14 protein-coding genes are annotated in these 19,847 nt (G+C 63.1%); 7 read left to right on the top strand and 7 right to left on the bottom strand.

What is annotated here, in order from left to right:
• Positions 1-4 precede the first annotated feature (4 nt).
• From AB4Z47_RS02890 to AB4Z47_RS02870, 5 genes are all read right to left on the bottom strand, one after another.
• The gene (locus tag AB4Z47_RS02890) at positions 5-1,750 is read right to left on the bottom strand and encodes a hypothetical protein (protein WP_441947605.1); all 1,746 of its coding nucleotides are present in this window, start codon (positions 1,748-1,750) and stop codon (positions 5-7) included.
• Entirely contained in the window at positions 1,731-2,315 is a 585-nt protein-coding gene (locus tag AB4Z47_RS02885) for a hypothetical protein (protein ID WP_441947604.1), read from the bottom strand. The genes AB4Z47_RS02890 and AB4Z47_RS02885 overlap by 20 nt, the downstream gene beginning before the upstream one ends.
• A complete protein-coding gene (locus tag AB4Z47_RS02880) occupies positions 2,315-5,374 on the bottom strand; it encodes an ATP-binding protein (RefSeq protein ID WP_441947603.1) in 3,060 nt (1,019 codons plus the stop codon). The genes AB4Z47_RS02885 and AB4Z47_RS02880 overlap by 1 nt, the downstream gene beginning before the upstream one ends.
• Before the next feature lie 325 nt (positions 5,375-5,699).
• On the bottom strand, positions 5,700-7,031 hold the full coding sequence (locus tag AB4Z47_RS02875) for a hypothetical protein (RefSeq protein WP_441947602.1): 1,332 nt from the start codon (positions 7,029-7,031) through the stop codon (positions 5,700-5,702).
• The gene (locus AB4Z47_RS02870; RefSeq protein ID WP_441947601.1) at positions 7,028-9,934 is read right to left on the bottom strand and encodes an ATP-binding protein; all 2,907 of its coding nucleotides are present in this window, start codon (positions 9,932-9,934) and stop codon (positions 7,028-7,030) included. The genes AB4Z47_RS02875 and AB4Z47_RS02870 overlap by 4 nt, the downstream gene beginning before the upstream one ends.
• 294 nt (positions 9,935-10,228) lie before the next feature.
• Between AB4Z47_RS02870 and AB4Z47_RS02865 the strand changes: the two genes are divergently transcribed.
• The 3 genes from AB4Z47_RS02865 to AB4Z47_RS02855 all read left to right on the top strand — a co-directional run bounded on the left by AB4Z47_RS02865 (position 10,229) and on the right by AB4Z47_RS02855 (position 14,126).
• Positions 10,229-11,035 (top strand): SAM-dependent methyltransferase, encoded by an 807-nt coding sequence (locus AB4Z47_RS02865; protein WP_441947600.1) that lies wholly within the window; start codon positions 10,229-10,231, stop codon positions 11,033-11,035.
• A 22-nt stretch (positions 11,036-11,057) separates the two neighbouring features.
• Positions 11,058-12,653 carry an FAD-dependent monooxygenase gene (locus AB4Z47_RS02860; protein ID WP_441947599.1) on the top strand — a complete coding sequence of 532 codons (1,596 nt, stop codon included), beginning with the start codon at positions 11,058-11,060 and terminating at the stop codon, positions 12,651-12,653.
• A 150-nt stretch (positions 12,654-12,803) separates the two neighbouring features.
• Positions 12,804-14,126, top strand: coding sequence for a cytochrome P450 (locus AB4Z47_RS02855; protein WP_441947598.1), 1,323 nt, complete (start codon positions 12,804-12,806; stop codon positions 14,124-14,126).
• 695 nt (positions 14,127-14,821) lie between these two features.
• Here the strand turns inward: AB4Z47_RS02855 and AB4Z47_RS02850 are convergent.
• Entirely contained in the window at positions 14,822-15,739 is a 918-nt protein-coding gene (locus AB4Z47_RS02850) for a MazG nucleotide pyrophosphohydrolase domain-containing protein (protein WP_441947597.1), read from the bottom strand.
• 100 nt (positions 15,740-15,839) lie between these two features.
• Between AB4Z47_RS02850 and AB4Z47_RS02845 the strand changes: the two genes are divergently transcribed.
• Genes AB4Z47_RS02845 through AB4Z47_RS02830 form a run of 4 tightly spaced genes read left to right on the top strand, consistent with a single transcriptional unit; the run spans position 15,840 to position 18,194 of the window.
• Entirely contained in the window at positions 15,840-16,106 is a 267-nt protein-coding gene (locus AB4Z47_RS02845; protein ID WP_441947596.1) for an acyl carrier protein, read from the top strand.
• 11 nt (positions 16,107-16,117) lie between these two features.
• Positions 16,118-16,468, top strand: coding sequence for a helix-turn-helix domain-containing protein (locus tag AB4Z47_RS02840; RefSeq protein WP_441947595.1), 351 nt, complete (start codon positions 16,118-16,120; stop codon positions 16,466-16,468).
• An 11-nt stretch (positions 16,469-16,479) separates the two neighbouring features.
• Complete coding sequence (locus AB4Z47_RS02835; RefSeq protein WP_441947594.1) at positions 16,480-17,388, top strand: ImmA/IrrE family metallo-endopeptidase; 909 nt, start codon at positions 16,480-16,482, stop codon at positions 17,386-17,388.
• Positions 17,385-18,194, top strand: a complete 810-nt coding sequence (locus AB4Z47_RS02830; protein ID WP_441947593.1) for a thymidylate synthase — start codon at positions 17,385-17,387, stop codon at positions 18,192-18,194. The genes AB4Z47_RS02835 and AB4Z47_RS02830 overlap by 4 nt, the downstream gene beginning before the upstream one ends.
• 353 nt (positions 18,195-18,547) lie before the next feature.
• Here the strand turns inward: AB4Z47_RS02830 and AB4Z47_RS02825 are convergent, their stop codons facing one another.
• Positions 18,548-19,618 carry a nucleotide kinase domain-containing protein gene (locus AB4Z47_RS02825; RefSeq protein ID WP_441947592.1) on the bottom strand — a complete coding sequence of 357 codons (1,071 nt, stop codon included), beginning with the start codon at positions 19,616-19,618 and terminating at the stop codon, positions 18,548-18,550.
• Positions 19,619-19,847 lie beyond the last annotated feature (229 nt).

Below are 19,847 nucleotides of genomic sequence, written 5' to 3'. Positions count from 1 at the left end.
CCAGCTACTTCCGGTCATCACGCACAGCGGCCAATCGGTGTTGTTGACCGGAGCCGCCGTGGTCCACCTCGCGCGCTCCCACCTCCTCCGACACCGGAGAGTCCACCTGAACCCGAGGGCCTGACACCGACGAGTCCACCCGAACCTGCTGGCCCTGCGCTGGGTCGGGCGCCTCCACGACCTTGACGGAAACGGGTAGTCCTTCGAATGTCCGAACGGGTACTTCTTTGATTTCCCCTGGCTCCGTCCAGCCCACCGCGGCTCGCTCGGCGGCTGTCTGGAGAGCCTCCTGCTGCGCCAGCGGCATGCTGTCAAATTTTTCCACCTCAAGGTGTATCAGTAGAGAGTTCGGATTCTTTAGGATCGTTGTCAACTTGGAGCCGTCAGTCATGGTGATCGACCGAGATGACTCCATATTTTTCACCGTAGTCTCGAACTTCTTGAATGCGGCATCGACATTGTTTTCTAACCGCTTATCTAATGGCGTTCCGGCGTGTTCGGCGAGCCTTTTTGCTGAAATCCATTGCCCCCCTTCGATGGTGTGAGTGATCACCGGATCACCGGTTTTTGCGTTGATTTTCTGGGAGTACCACTCGTCCCTGATTCCATCAACCCAATCGACGCCTGGTTGCTTAGCGACTGGCTCGGTCGAGGTCGGGTAGTAGCGCTGCCGGCTCGGTCCTTCCCGGATCTCGTTGAGGCTCATCCCTCGCGGAACCGTCGGGTTCTCCACAGGTGGCCTCATGGGTGCTTCTTTGGGCGCCGCCGAGCGGACCTCTGTGGGTTTCGCCGCTCCTTCGATTTTGGATGCCGCGATATCCGTCGCCGAGCCAGCGCCTTTGGGTGCGCCACCGCTGGTCGTCTCGTGGAAGGCAATGTATTCGCCGACCACGATCCCTATCTGGCCCGCGGCTTGTAGTGCGTGGTTTACACCGCCCTGGACATCGCCCGCTTTGAACGCGTCCTCTGCCAGTGTCTCCTGATCGGCAACCTTCGCCGCGTCGCTGAGATATGGCAACTGCTTGATAGCCTCAGTGACTGCTACTCGAGCCCTTTCCTCACCTGAGACGCCGGCATCTTTTAGTGCTTGCGCTTTCTCTTTGGCGGCCTTTGACGCCTCAAAACCCTTGATAACGGGCCCATAGGGACCCATCGCCGCATTCGTGACTGCGTCGATGACCCGGCCGTGCATCTCCCTGGAAAGAGCTAGATCGGCGTCGAGCGCACCTGCGGCCACCGCCATGGCGAGGTTGTCACCCTGGTAGTGAGGGACCGGGCCGGTAACGATGTCGTATGCGGCTCGAGCTGCATCGCGAGCCTGGCCCACGACCTCGCCAACTGTCTTCGCTACTGCTTTCGGATCGGTCTCCGGGTTTTGTGAGCTATCTCGGGTGTGCTCGAGGTCAGGGCGCAACGGACTGTCTTGGCCACCTATCGCACGTTTGATCTGATCTGCGATGTCCCCCGAAGCGCGCTCGCGGTCAGCGGATACGGCGCTGGGCTCTGCACCCGAACCCTTCTGCGCCGGAGTCTTGTCCGCTGCCGTGCTTTGCTCCTCGTGCTGCAGGCGGGGGCGCTCAGCGTCGTTGCCGTGGCTGCTGGATGGTCCCGTTTCTCCGTCAGGTGTACGTCCTCTTGGCTGCAATCCCTCATCTTTGGGGCGTTGGGTCTGTGCCGCATCGTTAGACCCGGGCCGCCCCTGGTCGGATCTATCTGCTCTGGACTGATGCTCACACTCGAGTTCGGCCATGGCGTTCTTCCTTCTGCGACTGCACTAGATCGCTGGCCGGTTCGAGCTGGGGTCTTATGAGTGTGAGAGCGTCAATTCCGAGTTCGTTGGTGACGAACGATTCGATTCGTGCACCATCGTTCGATGGAAGTGTCGATAGAGCCGCGTTCTTGCTATCAATTTCTCCGTCCGTGTCGACCCGAGCGCGGTCAGCTAGCTGGCTGTCGCGGTTGAGCGACGATCCAAAATTCACACCAAGATCGACATCCATACTGGATTTTCGACAAAGCCCCGCTTCAAGCATCCCCGTGCCCGGCAGCACCTTGTCGATTGAGGCAGATGCTTTATCTCCAAGTCCTATGTCGAGCTGCATATTTGAGCCCGAGCCAAAATTCATTCCCTTATTCATTAGGGCGGCCGAAGGATCTACCGACAGTCGCATAAAAAAAGCGGCTTTCTCCGCCCCGGGCATACTCGACTTTTCGAGCATGTCGGCGGTTTGAAGCTTGAACTGGTCTTCGAACTGTTTGAAGCGGACTATGGCGTCCGAAGAATTAGACGCATCCTTGCCCCTTGGCTTAGACATCACAGACCCGCCTCCTTCAAGACGCGCGCCAGAATGCGGCGCGCCGCGCGGGGGGGTTTGCGGCGGTCATCCGCGAGCATCTGTTGCTCAAAGCATATGCACACTCGCCGCGCGGCAGTGTCGAGTACCGATTTCGTCTCGGCAGCGACGTCCTCAGTGGGGAACTCGATCAGCTCGTATGCCGCGTCCTGGCAGATTTCCCAGGTCTGCCGGCTCCGTCGGTCCTCGGAGTTAGCGTCCTTATCGTCGGCGTCACGCCAGGCTTGGTGGTAGCGCCCGCTGATGACGAGGTCAGCGACGGCCGACCGGTACAGGCATACCGGTGGGTCCTGCGTGCACGCTAGGTGACACGCAGGGTACGGCTCGAATGTCCGAGCGTGCAGTCTGCGGATGATCTGTTCGAGCTGAGCGAGCAGCTGATCAGGAACCGGGTTGGTTCCAGCCGCCTTGATCAGCAGAGTCGCACGTATATGGTCACCGAGTTCGGCGGTGTCCCGATAGGACCACGCGGCTTGAGCGCCACGCCGTCTTGCGAACCAGTCGGAACCGTGGCCCGCGAAGGCATGAAGGAGGTCTCGATCGGGGACCGTGGCGGGTCTTCGTGCCTTCAGTACAGCGACTAAGTCGTCCCATATCCGGTCGAGCGCTCCGTGCTCATCGACTATGGAGAGCAACATTCGCGAGAGGGTCCGTTGCACGTACTTGTCTTCGGCGAGCCCGCGCGCAGCCTCACAGGCCGCCACTGTGCGGCATGTCTCTACGCAAAACGACTGCGGATGAAATAGCGCGGCAAACGAACCCGATTCCCGCCACCCCGCCATGTGGGTGCACACGCGAGCATCTGGTGGTGGTGTCGGGGAGAGGGCGTCCTTGACAAGCGGGATCTTCACAAGCAGCGGAGCGTCATCGCCCCCACTGAACACGGCGGCCTCTCCGACGTCGAGCGAGGTCAACGCCTTCGCCTGCCGTTCGTCCATGGCCATGGCGCCCGCTAGCGCCGCACGATCGTCGGTGGCCACGACTCTATGTGCGATCTTGAGGTTGGTGTTCTTGACCACGTCAGGTGCCAGCCGCACGGGAATTTGGTCGGCGATCACCACCCCTTGGCCGTAAGCGCGGATCTCTGAGAGCAGGTTCGAGAATGTCTCTACTGCTTCACCGCGGGGGTTTGCCGTCTCTTCCGACACCGAGGTTGGCACGTTGCTAAGCAGTCGGTGTGCCTCCTCGACGACGAGTAGGTGGACCAGATCACGGGACTGGCCGCACGCTCGTCGGTATTCGGCCAGCCGGATCAAGAGCAGCCCGCTAAAGAAGGCCTTGTCCCCTTCGTCGCCGAGCGCTTCCAGTTCAACGACGGTCGGCTGCCCGAACAGCTCCTCGGCGGGTAACGAACGGGCGACGTCGAGCATCGCGCCCTTCGCGCCTCTCCTGAGCGAGTCAAGTCTGGTGATCAGCGCCGCCTTCATGTCGCCGGTCACTCTCTCGTCGTAGCCGAGCGAGGGGACGACCTCTTCGGCCTTGGCGATCAGATCGGACAGGGTCGGGAACGCCGCCGGTGTTTCGTTCGGGCTCGCAAGTCGAGCGTTGAGGTTCGTCCGCATGTCCCATCCACGATCGACGTAAATCGAGTGCAGGCACAGCTCAAGGATCTGAGGCAGCGGGCTCCACATCCCGAACGCGGCAGTGAAGACGGCGCGGAGGAGGTCAAGGTGCTCGCTGACGGTAATACCCTTCGGTACTTCGAACGGATTGAGGACGAATGGAGCGACCATCGCCTTACCGGCCGTAAACACGCGCATGCGCGACCCCAGTGTCGGGTGATCGATGAGGGCCCGGTACTCCGTCTTCGCCGGCTCGATGACCAAGAACGGAATATCATTTGCGGCGGCCTCGAGAAGCAGAGCCATGATCGTGTTCGTCTTACCAGATCCGGTCAACCCCGCAACGAAAACGTGTCTCGTGAGGGACCGCCGCGTTACCGCGTATGGGCTTTCGGTTTTTCGGCCATTGTGAAGGATCTGCCCCACGACGAAGCTGCTTGGATCGTTGAAGGGTGTCTTCGCTACGACATCGAAACGTGGGGCTAGGCTTACCGCGAAACCGGGGACTTCGAGCTCCGGAAGATGGGCGTAGGCTGCGAGTTGAGCTGTGGTTAGCAGGGATTGGAACTCAAACGGACGCCGGTAGTAGCCGGGGCCGGGACGGGACTCCGTATCGGGCAACGCCCAGTCATTCGCTAATGAACCGACCTTGGGCAGGTCGAATACTCTCACCGGTTCGGGGAGAGATTGATCACCGGAAAAGACACTGCGCCAGGCAGATGCCAGCCGAGGGTAGCTCTCACCGTCGCCTAGTAGGTAAACCCCCGTGCGCCACGCACCGGTCGCCATCCCTTGCCCAAGAGACGCCAGGGTTGCCTTCAACAGTTCCGTGTACTGCTCAGCGAGGGGACTTGGCGCACTCTCTGCCTTCGCTGCCGTGGCGATTCCCCTCATCTCGTTGAGCACTTGTGATCTCACTGCGGCGACGACGCTTTCGGCCACAGGATAGGCGAGCACCAAAGCTGTCCAGGTCGTCCCGACCAACGAGCGAAGGACGCGATCAACCGGGGCTGATCCGTCAATTTCGTCTATACCGTTCGGAGCCGGGATCCCCAAGGCGAGACCGCTGAGTGGCACCGTCCAACCGCGATCGAGGACCGACTCGAGTGCCACAGCGGGGTAGAGGCCGCGTAGCAATGACGCAACCACGTCACATCGCCGATCCTGATTCCCGGCCCCAGCGCCCGCTTTGGCTGACCATGTTCCTAACTGCACCTGTATGCCCGTCTGCGAACCGGAAAGGGAAAAGGCCAGAGGCATGCGGTAGCCGTACATGCCGGTCAACAAACCGATGGTGGGCGGACGCCACCGCTCATCGGGCAACGGCGACCGCCGCTTCACTTCCTTATCAGGACGCCCAACGCCGAATATTCGCAACAATCGTCGCGAATCAAACACCCCGGTCGTATAAGGCCCATCGACATCGGAGATCGGACCACACCGCTGAATGTAGTCCATATGTCCGGTTGTTACTGACACGATCGACCTTTACCGTTGACGGACACGCCAGCGTGAAGCTTTTTTGCCAGCTAGCGTCCCGGAGTGTGTATATATCAGTTGACCGGCTCTGCGAGTAAGACTAATCAATTCAAATTTATCTTCCTCCGATTCGATTGCGATGTCACGGTCATTTAGGTTGCCTAACGTATATAGATTAGTTAGTTAGCCCGCTGGTCCGACCGGTACGGCAGCCACGACCGACGAGTGGACCTGCTCCCGGCCCACGCCGTCAGCACAACGCGAGAGGTAGACGCGACTGGGTGCGGTTTTCTGTGGTGATCGGTCAGTCTGTGGCGGGTGTCCCGAGCATGTCACCTGCGGAGGCGTGGGCCAGGTACCGTTCACGGGCGGTCGGTCGGCTCAACGCCAGTGCGCCGGGGATCCAGGCACGGTCTTCTCGGGTGTGGGTCTGCTCGTCGAAGGGTCTGGCCAGGGGGCGGGTTGCGGTGCCTGCCGGGTCGCTGTCGTAGGGGTAGGCGCCCCAGGCGGCGGCTTCGCTGGGGGAGGGGTGAGACCAGAACGCGGTCATGAGGCCGTGGATGAGTGGACGCAGGTCCTCGCTGGGCAGCTCGGCCAACTGCTCGGTGAAGGTGTAGAGCGTCGAGCGGTAGGTGTGTAGTCCCCACGCCTCGGCTGCGGGATTGTCCGGGGTTCGCAAGATGGGTTCGATCTGTCCTGCAGGGGTTTTGCGGTAGCCGGTGACGATTCCGTGGTCACCCATGCAGAACGTTTCGACGAGGAAGGGTGCGTCGGGTACCCGCCATTGCAGGCCGTCGCCGGTTGCGGTGTTGTACATGTAGGCCGCGACGCGGTCGAGGCTGGTCGGGTCGACCGTTCGCGGCTCGTACCCCCACAGCAGAGCGTGTGGCCGTTGCGTCCGGGTGGTGTGGCAGGCGCGTAGCAGGGAGTCGATCATGCGGCCGGTCCATCCGGCGTCGACCAACCCGGTCCGGGGCTCGATGAGGTGGTGCTCGGTGGCGTAATCGATGAGCAATCGGCGAGTTTCGGTGATGCGGTCGCGGGCAGCGTCCATGATCTGGGGTGTTCGCAGGAACCGTCGCATCGCGTCGGCTTGCCGAGGCCCGTCGGCGCGGGCATCGGGATCCACGGACACCCCGGCAGCTTCCAGCAGCGGTGTGTAGTCATCGATCGCAAGACCCAGCCGCGCGCACAGGTCGTCGGCGTTGGATTTCATGAAGCTGTTGAGCAGCCACGCTTCCTCATCGAGGCAGGAGGGGTCGCTGGCGGCCAGGCTCCAGGTCAGGCGGCTGCTGTAGACGTACTCGAGATCGATGTCGAGGTCGAGTGCCGGGGTGAGGCGTCGGGCGAGTTCGTAGAAGATCTGCCCATCGCGGGACAGAAACCGCAGCTGTGCCAGGCCGCGTCGATCGGCTTCGCGCAGCATCCATACGACGGCACCGACCAGCGCCGGTGCCGCCACACCGGCCGCGACATCTCGGATGGCTCGCTCGTGTTCGCTGGATGCCGGAACGAGCCAGCGGGCTGCCTGACTGGCGTCGCAGAGTAAGGCGGCCGCGTCTGCGGCTCGTCGGGAGTGATCGAGCATGGTCTGCTCGTAGCGGGTCGGACCGGTGTCGGGTTCGGGTATCGTCACCACTCTTTCAACACCATCTCGATGCTGTCGGGGGCGGTGATTCCGCGTCGGTGGCAGATCGCCAGCGCCTCCTTCATCTCTGGTTCCGGGTCCTGGCCGCGTCGCTGTGCCAGGCGTGCGAGGCTGGCGTGTGCGCGGGCGATCCATAGTTGGTCGCCGAGGTTGGTGAACAGGGCGTGGGCGTCGACCAGCGCGGTGGTGGCGGTGTCGTAGTCACCGCAATCGCGGCAGAGCATGCCGAGTTGTCGCTGCGCGCGTGCTTGGGCGGGACTGTCACCGCTGGTTCGGTAGATGATGTCGCACGCGGTGTCGAGGTGTTGATGTGCCTGGTCGTAGTTGCCGATGGTGCGGTTGAGGTCGGTCAGGCTCAGATGGCAGCGGGCGATCCAGCGGTGATCGGTGATCGATTCGAAGATCTCCAGCGCACGGGTGAGGTCGGCGACCGCGTGTGCATGGTTGTCGGCGAGGCGATAGCTGTCACCTCTGTTGCGTAGGGTGACCGCGGTGCCGCGGCGATCAGCGAGCCGATCGAACAGCGACAATGATTCCTCGAACGCACTCAACGCGGGTTCGAGGTTGCCGGTGTTGCGGTGAACGACCGCGATATGTCGCAGGGTGCGGGCTTGCCACCTTTGGTCGTCGTACTCCTCGAAGACCGGTAGGGCTTGTTCGAACATGTGCAGGGCTTGGTCGTTGTTCCACTGGTCGCGGTGCACGAGGCCATAGCGGACTCGGGTGCGGGCGGCGTCGAGTTCGTCGCCGAGGTCGCGGTAGATCGCGAGGCTTTCGGTGAAGTAGCGGCTGGCTTCGGCGAAGCGTGACAGGCCCCGGCTGGTGTCGCCGAGCCCGTTGAGGACTCCGGCGACGGATCGGTCGTCGGACTCGCTTTGCGCGGTCAGTAGCGAGGCGGAGAATGCGTCGAGGGCGTCGTCGAGACGGCCCTGGTAGCGGCGGGTGTCGCCGATGAGTTTCATGGTGGCGGCCCATCGGCGATGGTCGTTGAGGCGACGGAAGAGTGCGGCTGCGCGTGTCAGCATCGTGGCGGCTTCTTCGAAGCGGCCGAGTTCTCGGTAGAGCGCGCCGAGGCTGCGGAGGATGACCGCTTCGGCGTTGCCGTCGGCGGCGATCTCGCGGGCGGCGTCCAAGGCCAGCTCATGGGTGTGTGCCCAGGCCTGCCAGTCCGCGCGCCAGTCGAACATCGTCGGCAACGTCGCGGCCAACTGCCAGGTCTGCTCCCACAGCCCGAGGCGGTGGGCAAGCTGTACTGCGGCAACGATATTGGCCTGCTCGATGATGAACCATCGCCGCGGGTTGGTGCGGGCGATGTCGGCCGCAGTGGCGGCCCGGTCGGTGCCCTCGGCGGTGTGGTCGGTGATTTCGGGGTGGGTTCCTGGGTGCAGGATCGAGGCGGCGGTGTGGACGGCGGTGGTGTAGTCGTCGATGAGTCGTCGTGCTGGGTGGCGGCGCGCATCGTCGGTGTCGTGGTGGGTGGAGCATTCGCGGGCGAAGTCGCGGATCAGATCGTGCAGGCGGTAGCGAACCGCGCCGGTGGTGTCGATTCCGGCGATCTCGACCAGTTGGGCGTCGACGAGGTTTTCCAGCAGCTGCTCGGCCTGGTGCAGATCGGTGTCGAGCAGAGTCGCGAGGTTCCACGCCGGGAAGGTCGCGGCGGTCAACGCCAGCATCCGGAACGCGGTTTGTTCTTCGCCACTGCGGCTGTGATAGCTCAACCCGAACGAGGCACGCACTTCCAGATCTCCCACGGCGAGCAGGTCCAGCCGCCGGCTCTCGTCAGCCAGCCGCTCAGCAAACCAGGACACCGTCCAACTCGGGCGCGACACCAGCCGGGCGCCAGCGATGCGCAGCGCCAGCGGAAGCCCGCCGCACAGCCGCGCCACGATGCGCACCGCGTCAGGCTCGGCGTGGGCGCGGTCGGCTCCGATGACGGCGGAGATCAAGTCGATGGCCTCGGCTTCGGGCAGGACATCGACCGGCAGGTGAAGGCCTCCCAGCGTGGCCAGGGGAGTGCGGCTGGTGACCAGGACAGCGCAACCGGCGTTGCCGGGAAGCAAAGGCCGAAGCTGTGTTTCGTCGACGGCGTTGTCCAGCACGACCAACACCCGATGCCCGGCCAGACACCCCCGGTACATGCGGGTGCGTTCCCCGAGACCTTCAGGAATGTCGGTGTTCTCGACACCGAATTCGCGCAGAAACCCCGCCAGAACGTCACCGGCCCCTGCGGGTTTGGTGCCGGTGCCGCCGAGGTCGACATACAGCTGACCGTCGGGATACGCGTGATGGACCTGGTGAGCGACGTGGACGGCCAGCGCGGTCTTGCCCACACCGGCCGTACCCGACACCGCCGCGATCGTGACCGCAGTGGTGGGCGGCCCGTCCAGCAGACTCCTCAGCCGCGTGAGTTCCTCATCGTGCCCGGTGAACACGTCGATGTCCGGAGGCAGCTGCATCAGCGTGCGAGCGGAAAGCAGACCCTTGTCGGCGGAATGCGGTGGTGGACGGCGGGCGGGCGGAGCGTAGTCGGGGGCCCAGCCGAGCTGGACCGGGTTGGTGGAGAACAGCCGTGACAGCAGATCTTGGTAGTCCCAGCTCGGGCGAGCTCCGGCCTCCCATTCCATCCACGAGCGCACGACAAGACCACGCTGTGCGAGGTTCTCACGTCGACACATCTGGTGGAACTGCTCGACCGCCTGCGCGACCGTCCACCCCCAGGCGAGCCGATAGGACTTGAACACCGAATGCCCGCAATGGTTGGCGATTTCGCTGGCGATCGCATGAAGTAACTCGACGGACGGTTCCTGCTCCTCAGCCAGCTGTCCCACAGCCGTGTCGCGGATGCGTGCGGCGCATGCCGGCTCGCACGATCGAGACTTGTTGTCACCCATTCTTTATCCGCCCCTGCCACGTTCCGGTGAACAGACCCACGGTAGCCCGACTCCGGCGAGCACACCGGCAATCCCGGCATGCGGTGATCACTTCGCGTGCTGGATCTCAAGATGAGAGCCCGCCTCCATCACTGCAACCGTCTGTTCCACGAATCTTGCTTGACCAGCGGCGATGAGCGTGAGCGCGCCCGCCATGCTGCGCGGTGTCCTCTCATCTATCGCAGATCGCATCGGCGCTAGACGCTGATCGTCACCGGCGTCTCGCGGTGTCGAAACAGCAGGAGGGACAACCACATGGCGGCAGTACTCGGTGACGGTTTCTCCCTCGTCCGGACCGATATCCCGCACTCGGCGCGGATCTGGAACTACTGGATGGGCGGCAAGGACTACTACGAGATCGACCGCATCACAGGCGATGCCGGCGTCGAAGCCGATCCCGACATCACGACGATGGCGGTGCAGTCACGGCAGTTCCTCACCCGCGCGGTGCGCTACCTCGCCGCAGAAGCCGCGGTGACCCAATTCCTCGACGTCGGAACAGGTCTGCCGACGAGGCAGAACACCCATGAGCTCGCCCAAGCTGTCGCGCCCGAGTCCCGGATTGTCTACGTCGACAACGACCCGCTGGTCCTCACCCACGCGCGGGCACTGCTCACCAGCACCACACCGCAGGGCGTGGTCACCTGCATCGACGCCGACTACCACGACCCCGAACGGATCATCTCCGACGCCGAGAACGTCCTGAATTTCACCGAGCCGATCGCCGTCATGTTCATGGGTGTGCTCGGCTACGCCAAGACCTATGACGAGCTGCTGCGCATCGTGCACACCGTCATGGACGCCGTGCCGGCGGGCAGCTACCTGGCGATGTGGGACGGCACCGACGACAGCAAGGCGTACGTCACCTTGTGCGAGAACTACACCCACACCGGCGCCACCCCCTATTTCCCTCGCCCGCAAGCACAGATCGAAGCCGTCTTCGACGGCCTGGAGCTGGTGGAACCCGGCTTCGTGTCCATTACCCGATGGCGCTCAGGCGTGACCGAGGTGGGTGAGGTCCGCGAGATCTCCGCCTACGGCGCGGTCGCCCGCAAACCGTAAATCGGAACAGGAAGGCCAACTCATGTCTCAAGATTCCGTTGCCCGCAACCGGATCGTCATCGTCGGCGCAGGACCGGTCGGGCGGATGCTCGCCATCCAGTTGCGGCGCCGCGGAGTGGCCTGCCGAGTGATCGAGCGGTCGAGCGGGCCCGCGCAGACGACGCGCGCCTGCGTCGCCCATGCTCGCACCTTGGAGCTGCTGGATCAGGCCGGGATCGCCGACCAGTTCGTGAATCAGGGGCGACTCGCCTTCTCGATGAACTATCACTTCCAGGCAGTGGACGAGGTTGCGCGGCTGGACTTCACGCAATTGGACAGCCGCTTCCCTTTCATGCTTAACATCCCCCAGAACGTCATCGAGCAGATCCTGGACGATCATCTGGCCTCGTTGGAAGGTGCAGTTGAATGGAACACCGAACTGCGGTCGGTCACCACCGACATTGCTGGTGACATCACTGCACATCTGGTCAACACAGTCGACGGTCGTGAGGAAGTACTGCATCCCGAGTGGCTGATCGGGTGCGATGGGCTGCACAGCACGGTCCGGCACCACATGGGCATCGCCTTCGAAGGCGGCGAGTACACCGCAAGCCAGATGCGCATGACCGACGCACCGTTGACAGGGCTCACGTTGTCCGATGACGGTCTGGACTACTTCGTCGGTGACCGAAGCATGTTGCTGCTCATCAACCTTCCCGGCCCCAACTACCGGATATTGGTCAGCGACCTGAGTGAGAACCCCGACACCGAAATCACAGGCGAGGCGTTCCAGCGGGCGCTCGATGATCGCTTCTGCGGAACGGTCACCCTGGGAGAGTCAGAAGGGTCGGCGAACTTCTACATCCGCAATCGCATCGCCGATCGCTACCGGCGCGGAAATGTGTTTCTGGCTGGCGATGCCGCCCACCTCCATTCACCCGCCGGCGCGCAGGGCATGAATCTGGGCTTGCAGGATGCGGTCAATCTCGGGTGGCGCCTCGCGCTGGTCGCCAGGGGAGACGCCCCTGAGGCGATCCTCGACAGATATGCGCAAGAACGGATCCCGGTCGCCGAGCAGGTGATCGAACGGACGAAACGGCTCCATGACCTGCTCATGGCGCACGACACGCCGATCGATCACCGCCTCGCGATCCTGCGAGAGCCGGACTTCATCCAGCAAGCAGTGCAGGGGATTTCCGGAATCTCCACCACGTATCGGCACACAGCCTCCGACATCGCGGGCATCACCCCGCGCGCTGGCCTCGTCGCGGGAGACCGCGCCCCCGACGTTGCGCTCACCTCCCGGCAGAGCGTGCATGAACTGCTGCGCCATCCCGGGCATACGGTGCTGGCATTCCAACGCACCGCTCAGTCGACGCCAACGTTGACAGCATTGCGCACCCGGGTCGCGCAGCGTTTCGGCGAGCGAGTGCGGGTTTCGGTGATCACATCGCCCGATCAGCGCGGCGCCGCACCGGCCGGTGCCGTCATCGCCGATAACGACGACGCCCACAAGCTGTACGGCGCCGACGACACCGACACCCTGTGCCTGCTGCGCCCCGACGGCCACATCCACGAGCTACGCGGATTGCCCGAGCAGGAAACACTTCTCACCACCCTCGGCACCCTCCTGACCTGACCACGGCAAACGCGGACGGGCCGCATTCGCTTGCCGTCAACCACGGCAACAGGTCATCAGCCGGAACCGAGCTATCGCGCGATCACCGCGGCCTTCGCGACATGCGCAGCGCTGCCGGTCACCCTCTGCATCCCTTCTGGAGTCACATTCATGACCACCCCACCGCCCCCGCCTCACCCCACAACGTCTGGCGGATGCCCCGTCGAGCACGGATCGCCCTTCGATACCGGCGACGACCCCCGAGTCTCGCTCTACAGCCCGCAGTTCGCTGCCGACCCGCACGGCACCTACCGGTGGATGCGTGAGCAGTTCGGGCCGTTGGCGCGGGTCGAACTCGCAGAGGGTATCTCGGCGACATTGGTCCTTCACTACCGCACGGCTGTCAAGATCCTGCAAGACCCAGCCCATTTCCCAGCCGACCCGCGAAAGTGGGAGAAGACCATCCCGCAGGACTCACCCATTCGGGCGATGCTGGGGTGGCAGCCAGCCGCACGATTCCACGACGGGTCGGCGCACGACCGCTACCGGCACGCCTCGGTCGCCGGCATCTCAGGGATCGATCTGCACAGCCTGGACACCATGGTCGAGGCATTAGCTATCCCACAGATCAACACCTTCTGCGGGAACGGGGCCGCCGACGTGGCCGCCGACTACGCATTCCCGCTCGCCTTCGGAGTCCTCAACCGGATCATCGGCTGCTCGGCAGAGATGGGACACGAAATCGCGGCCGGTATGGCAGCCCGCTTCGATTCCGGCCGTGATGCCGCCGCCGGTATGGCCAGGCTGGAGACGGCGCTGATGAAGCTGATCCGGCACAAACGCGCCCATCCCGGCGATGACATCACCTCACGGCTGGCGCACCATAAGGAAAACCTCACCGATGCGGAGATGCTCGCCCAGCTGATGAGCCTTTACGGCGCCGGCATCGAACCGACACGCAACCTCATCACCAACACCCTGCTGTTGATGCTTACCGATGAGCGGTTCGGCGGCGGTCTTCTTTCCGGCAGCCTGTCGACCCGCGACGCGCTCGACGAGGTGTTGTTCACCGACCCACCGATGGCGAACTTCTGCCCCACCTACCCACGCCAGCCGACCATGGTCGACCAGACCTGGATACCAGCAGATCAACCTGTCCTCATCAGCCTCGCCGCCTGTAACCGCGACCCCGCCAGCGCCGGTGGCGACCGCACCGGCAACCGCTCCCATCTCGCGTGGGGCGCTGGACCGCACGTCTGCCCTGCCAAGGACGTGGCGTACCTCATGGCCGAACACGCCATCAATCAACTGCTCGATGCCCTGCCCGACATACAGCTGGCCGTACCCGCGCAGAAGCTGGTCTGGAGACCCGGCCCGTTCCACCGAGCCCTCCAGGAACTACCGGTCACCTTCCCTCCGTCGGCTCCGGTGGACGCGGGATTGTCGTCATTCACCGGGGTTTCGAACCCTGCAATGGTCCCCGAGCCGACGTGAAAGACACCGAAGCGGTGTTGCTGTCGGGTTGGAACGGCTGCACGATGCTGGCCACGGCGATAACACTGTTGGTCGAGCACCGCCCCGACCCGACGTCATTGAGAGGCGCACGGCGGGTTCGGCGAGAGGTCCGGGGAACGGAGCGGCAGCCGCCGCCTACTCAGCGATCTTGGGTGTGTTGATCCACTTGGGTGCAATGGATTGCGCTATGGACGCTGATCGTGGTTCTCGATCCTCTAGCGTGCGGGGCCGTTGACACGCTCCTGCGTTTCGCTGCCGACGGTGGGATGGTGTGAATCTGGGGATTCGGGGAGCCGTCTCGGCAGAAATTGACATATGCAGCTAGGTCTGCCGCCGCAATTGAACCCGCGGCTGGTCTCCAGTGGTGGTCGTGGGTGATCCGCAGGAAGGCTTCGCGACAGCCGTGCAGCAGCAGGGCCAGTTCGGCCATCCGCTCGAGAAGCTCCGGAGGCGCAGAGACGCTGTAGCGCGTCGTCGGAGGATACGCGCGTGGTCTGGCCATGCCCTACTGAATTCCTCCGCGATGTGCGCTACCGTGAGCCGACGTCGTCAACAAGATTCGCCCAACACGGCGATCGTTGGAGCTGCAATCAGGAGCTCGCGAAATCGTTCAAGCGGCTGGTACTTTCGCTTTTCCTCAACCCCTTGGGGTTCCGGTGGTGCAGTGTCAGCAGTCAGCAGACTCCCGGTATGGACGAGTCTGCTGAGTTCGTGGCCCGCCCGTTTGAGGGCGTAGCCGGATAGGACGGCGGCGTGAACCACAGTCGCTGTTGGTCAGCGTCGAAATCGACTGTTCCGCCCTCGTGGGTCAGAAGCTCACGAAACATGTTGTACCCCTGAATGATCGCGGACTCCCAGTCTGCATGTGAGCGAACGCCAACCTCCAGCATCGACGTCATCATGACGATCGAGTCGAGGAACGTATGGTCGAGACGTGCGATGCCCTCGAGACGGTTGTGGATTTCGCCATAGGCGAAGGCGAACGCTGCAACTCCTTCCTCGATCACGATCCCACGGCCACCGTCCTGCGCTTCATCGATGTCGGCGACAGACTTGCGTTTCCGTTTCAGCAAGGCGCGTGTTACCGGCGACCATCCGAGAACGGTGGAATAGGCCAGGTGGAACACGTCGTGGAACCGGTAGCCGTCACCATTGAGTGCGTTGTCGGTCAACGGGTCGCCGACCTGTCTGCCGGCGAAGGTGACCGAGACCTCAGGGCGGCCGGCGTCGTTGATCTGCTGCCGGAATTCATAGGTGCCGCGTCGCGGCAGCTGCTCGCTGGCTGGGGAGTCGGCGTCAAGAGGATGCGGCGACGTTGTCTCCCACCGAGTATGCGTGCGGTGAAGATTTGCCTTGGCGACGTCGTCGAGGTCGAGATCAAGATCGTTGGCGATCGCAGCGACGTACCACAGCACATCGCCGAGTTCCTCGCGCATCTGCTTGCGGAAGCCGCTGAAAGACTCGCCGTAGTCCTTCCTGGTTTTGGCTACCGCGGCCACCGACCCAGCGCCAGCGCTGAGGCCAAGGAGATGGTTCTCGTAGTCGGATTGGTCGGTTTGCTTGGCTCGATGCTGGAACTCGGTGAACTTCATACGCCCTCCCGTTGGAAGTTCTGACAGGCTGTCTGATTTCCCTTCAATGTTGTACCATCGAACACGATGACAGGAAAGCTGACAATGCCTGGAGGGTGGCGTGACAGAACAAGACGTGGCCGACCGCATCGTGGAGCTGCTGGCTGAGGATGCCGGAATCGATCCAGGATTGCTCCGCGTCGAGCTGCTCGAACTCGGCGCTGATATGCCGATCGATTCACTGCTCGCGGTCGACGTTCTGGTCCGCCTCCAGCAGGCGACCGGCGTGACCCTGCCCGCCACGGAGGAGACCGCGACCGCGATGCGGTCGGTGCGTGGTCTCGCGCAGGCCGTTCTGGTTCAGCAACAGAATCCGCAATCGCAATGATAGGAGGCACCGTGAGCAATCCGGAACCGGAAGTCGGGCAGCTCGAGCTAGCGCAGCGGCTCAGAGAAACGCGTGAATACCTGGGGCTGTCCCAGCAGTACGTCAGCTCCGCGACCGGAATCCCCAGGCCGGCGATCTCGGAGATCGAGCGGGGTAACCGAAAGGTTGACAGCTTGGAGCTGGCGAAGCTGGCCCGGTTGTTTCAGTACCCGACTGACTATTTCCTCAGTAGTGGCGCTCCCACCGAACATCCGAACGCTGTGCTGGGTCGATTGATGGACGATCTGACAACCAAGGACCGTGAACAGGTCCGCAAGTTCGCCGAATTCCTCAACTACGCCAACCGATCCGACCGTGTATAGGGAAGGAACCAATGTCCTGGCAGGTGGCAAACCGGATCGCGTCCGTCGCGGCGGCCCAGGCGCACGGGGACCTCGACGTCGATCCGACTGACACCCCGATCCAGGTAGCCGCTGCAATCGACCGCGCGGGGTTGTGCTTGATGTGGCAAGAACTGGCTGGCCTGTCTGGTGTGTATTTGGCCGACCAACGAGGTGTGTTGATCAACGAAACGCTCACTCGCGCTGTCCGACGCCACACCGCGGCGCACGAACTCGGGCACCATCGTCTGAAACATTCGACCACCGCCGATCCCGACAGCGACGACGCCGACCCACTCGGGCTGGCGCCTGCCGAGCACCGGCGGCAACCGAATGAGCAAGCGGCCGAGGCTTTCGCTGCCTGGTTCTTGATGCCACATCGCGGGGTCAGAGCGACGCTGGCCAGTCTGGGGCTGTCCGGTCTCGCTACACCAGTGCAGGCATATCAGCTTTCCCTGCACTTGGGTACGACGTACGCGGCGACTGTCCGGCAGTTGGTTGCGTTGCGATTGGTCGGCCAGATGAGCGCGCGTGAGTGGGCGAAGATCGCACCTGGCAAGTTCAAGCGGGCATTGGCCGGAGAGCTGATCGAGTCAACGCGCGACGCTGACGTCTGGCACCTCGGAAGGGGCTCTGAACGAGCCCTATATGCCAGTCCAGGGGACCTGCTGATCGTTCCTCGACCTCACCGCGTCTGCAGCATCGCCGGCCCGGTGGAGACTGCCGGTCGAACTGAGGGCGGTGACACTGTGCTGCGCTGCGAGAAGCCTGAGGAAGGACATACCGGCACCGCCGTGATCGAGACCAGCAGCGCGGCGATCACCGTCGTACCCGAACCCCACCCCCACGGCATCTATCTCCGTTCGACAGCGTCCCCGATATCGACAGGAATCAGTCTGTGAGCGAACCGATCCATCTCAGTGCTCCCGATCTATCCACTGCCTGGCTGGCGACCACCCTTGCAGTCAACGCTGCTGGCAAGGCGGCGTTTCACACGGTCACCCGTATCGGCGATGCCGGCAAGGCTGAGGAGCCGCGTATCCGAAACGCTGCTGACTGTCTGCTCACCGAGGCTGAACTACAACCGGTTAGCACCGTTGCCAACACGATCTTTCCGGCCGCGATCGCCAAACAGAACTCTGATCCTGTCGAGCTGGCCGCCCGCTACCGTGACCTTGTCCCCCAGCTGAAACGCCTAGATTCGAATAACAGCAAGGGGACGTACTTCCAACGGCTGGTGGACTATCCAGCCGCCGACGGAAGATCTGTCAACCAACTTGCCCGCATCATCAACACCTTGAGCAGAGAGCGGTCAGGCCGGGGACCGAAGCGTGCCCGATACGAGGCGATGCTCGCCGTACCTGACGTCGACGGCACGGTCCCGGTTGTTGTGCCCGCGCGAGACACCTCGGCCATGGCCTTCCCGTGCTTGTCACTTCTATCGTTTCAGCTCGATGGCTCGCAACTACACGCTGTGGCCCACTACCGCAGCCAGTACTTGGTTCAGCGCGGCTACGGCAACTACCTCGGTATCAGCCGTCTACTTACCTACATTGCGGACCAAACGGGTGTCAGTCCCGGAACCCTGACCGTGGTCGTCGGGCTCGCTCATGTGGACCATCTGCGGAAAGATCTCGCCGCCTCATTGCGAATGCTCGCCGACGATCTCGGTGTCACAAGCTGGAATCAGGCATGGGAGTTGTGGTGACCGCCAGTCGGCTTGATTAGGTGTCAGACCAACGGCGGCCAGCGCCGACGATGGAGGTTGAGGGCGTCCGGAGATCTCACACCGTGGGGGAGGTGGTCACCAGCGAGGGTTGCCGGCGCCCAGGCGGCGCGCCAAGGCCGGGTCGTCGAGTACCTCCCGGCACGACCTCGCGTAGGCCAGGAGTCGATCACCTGAAGGTTCCTGGTCCCCGCCTTCGACCAATTCGGGATTGAACTGGGCTTCGACTCGAACAGTGAGCCGTTCAAGTGCCCGAACGACAAGCAGCAGTTCGCGATCCTGATGCTGTGTTGGAAGTTCCATGTCGCTCCGATCGTTGCTGAGGTGAAACTGCCCTAGAGGCGCGCATTACGCAGAGAGGTCGGGGCGTCGTAGTGCAATCCCCACTTCGGTGGGAACCAAGCCGGTGTCGCCGTCGGCACCGGCGTGAACTTCTGCTTGATCCGGGTCCGGCCGGTGTGACCGCTGATGCCTGGGTGGGCGACCCGCGCGTACTTGTCGACCTCGCAGAACAGGTTCTGGCAGTCGATGAGCTGTAACCGACGGCCGAACAATCCCCTGAATTGCAGGCCAAGTCTGTCGAAGTGTTCCTCCTGGCCAGCAGCCATGTATTCGATTAGCTCGACCTCGTGTCCCGCCGCGGATGGCCCGAAACACTTGCGCACCCCGTCACGAGCGCCGGGTCCGGCGACGACGAAGTCCATCTCGTCGAAGGTCAGCACAGTGGTGTAATTCAGGTCGATGGTGAACTGGAATGCGAGGAAGTCCCCGATCGCTGGATACGTCCGCAACAGCGCGAACACGCTTTGCATCGACGCGGCCGATCCCACCTTCCGGGGAAGCTGATCGTCGATCATCCGCGAGAGCAGGCGCAGATGGTTGGCATGCTTGCGCTGTTCGCCCAGTGAAGGCGGTGGGATGACGTATGCCGCAGAGTACACGCGCTGTCCGGCCGCGAAGGCTGTATCGAGCACTTCGCGGTACCTGACGACATCGAATGTATCGACAGTCAGCGGGCCTAGCTGTTCCTCGAGCAATGCCCAAGTCGAGATCTTATTGAACATCTTGAACAGCAAGACCCGGAACACGAGGTTGTCGATGTCCTGCGGCCCCTGGTAAGCGACCTGTCGAATCAGGTACTGGCTGACTCGATCAGCTGCGCGATAGCAGTTGGTGAATCGATGGTTACGAAGAATCGGATCGTCGGTCCACGGTCCCGGAGCTCCCGCCAACCTCGCCTCGTAGACCGACTGCCGTGCCGCCGCGAACCTCCAGTATGTGTCGAACACCGGGGTGATGTTGTATGACCGGCCGCCGACGCGAATCTTCTCAAGTGGACGGCCGCGCCGCAGGCTTGCGGCGCGGCTGGTGACGGGCGGCGAGGCAGTGGTGGCTGCGATCGGCATGGACGGATCCTACCGTGACGTGGATAGCTATACGTGTCACCATATCTACGTGACGTTGCCTCTTGACGGTCCACACGCCGACAGGTCGGCAGCGCTGTTCAACAACCGCCACCTGGTAACAGTCGTACACGCAATCAGCAGTGGCCTCGTGGCCGCAGAGTTCACTAATCGGCAGATCGCCGGGGCGACTGGCCTTCCGGACAGCGTGGTAAGGCCAATACTTCAAAGG

It is taken from the genome of Nocardia sp. 2TAF39 (assembly GCF_052114905.1).
In the GTDB taxonomy this organism is placed as follows: Bacteria; Actinomycetota; Actinomycetes; order Mycobacteriales; family Mycobacteriaceae; genus Nocardia.
The sequence above is the reverse complement of the archived record's forward strand: the minus strand, read 5'-3'. Positions and strand labels throughout refer to the sequence as shown.

Bases quoted from the DNA above. Each gene is read 5' to 3' on its own strand.
- AB4Z47_RS02890 (WP_441947605.1), bottom strand. From the start codon at position 1,750: ATGGCCGAACTCGAGTGTGAGCATCAGTCCAGAGCAGATAGATCCGAC.
- AB4Z47_RS02885 (WP_441947604.1), bottom strand. From the start codon at position 2,315: ATGTCTAAGCCAAGGGGCAAGGATGCGTCTAATTCTTCGGACGCCATA.
- AB4Z47_RS02880 (WP_441947603.1), bottom strand. From the start codon at position 5,374: ATGGACTACATTCAGCGGTGTGGTCCGATCTCCGATGTCGATGGGCCT.
- AB4Z47_RS02870 (WP_441947601.1), bottom strand. From the start codon at position 9,934: ATGGGTGACAACAAGTCTCGATCGTGCGAGCCGGCATGCGCCGCACGC.
- AB4Z47_RS02865 (WP_441947600.1), top strand. From the start codon at position 10,229: ATGGCGGCAGTACTCGGTGACGGTTTCTCCCTCGTCCGGACCGATATC.
- AB4Z47_RS02860 (WP_441947599.1), top strand. From the start codon at position 11,058: ATGTCTCAAGATTCCGTTGCCCGCAACCGGATCGTCATCGTCGGCGCA.
- AB4Z47_RS02855 (WP_441947598.1), top strand. From the start codon at position 12,804: ATGACCACCCCACCGCCCCCGCCTCACCCCACAACGTCTGGCGGATGC.
- AB4Z47_RS02850 (WP_441947597.1), bottom strand. From the start codon at position 15,739: ATGAAGTTCACCGAGTTCCAGCATCGAGCCAAGCAAACCGACCAATCC.
- AB4Z47_RS02835 (WP_441947594.1), top strand. From the start codon at position 16,480: ATGTCCTGGCAGGTGGCAAACCGGATCGCGTCCGTCGCGGCGGCCCAG.
- AB4Z47_RS02825 (WP_441947592.1), bottom strand. From the start codon at position 19,618: ATGCCGATCGCAGCCACCACTGCCTCGCCGCCCGTCACCAGCCGCGCC.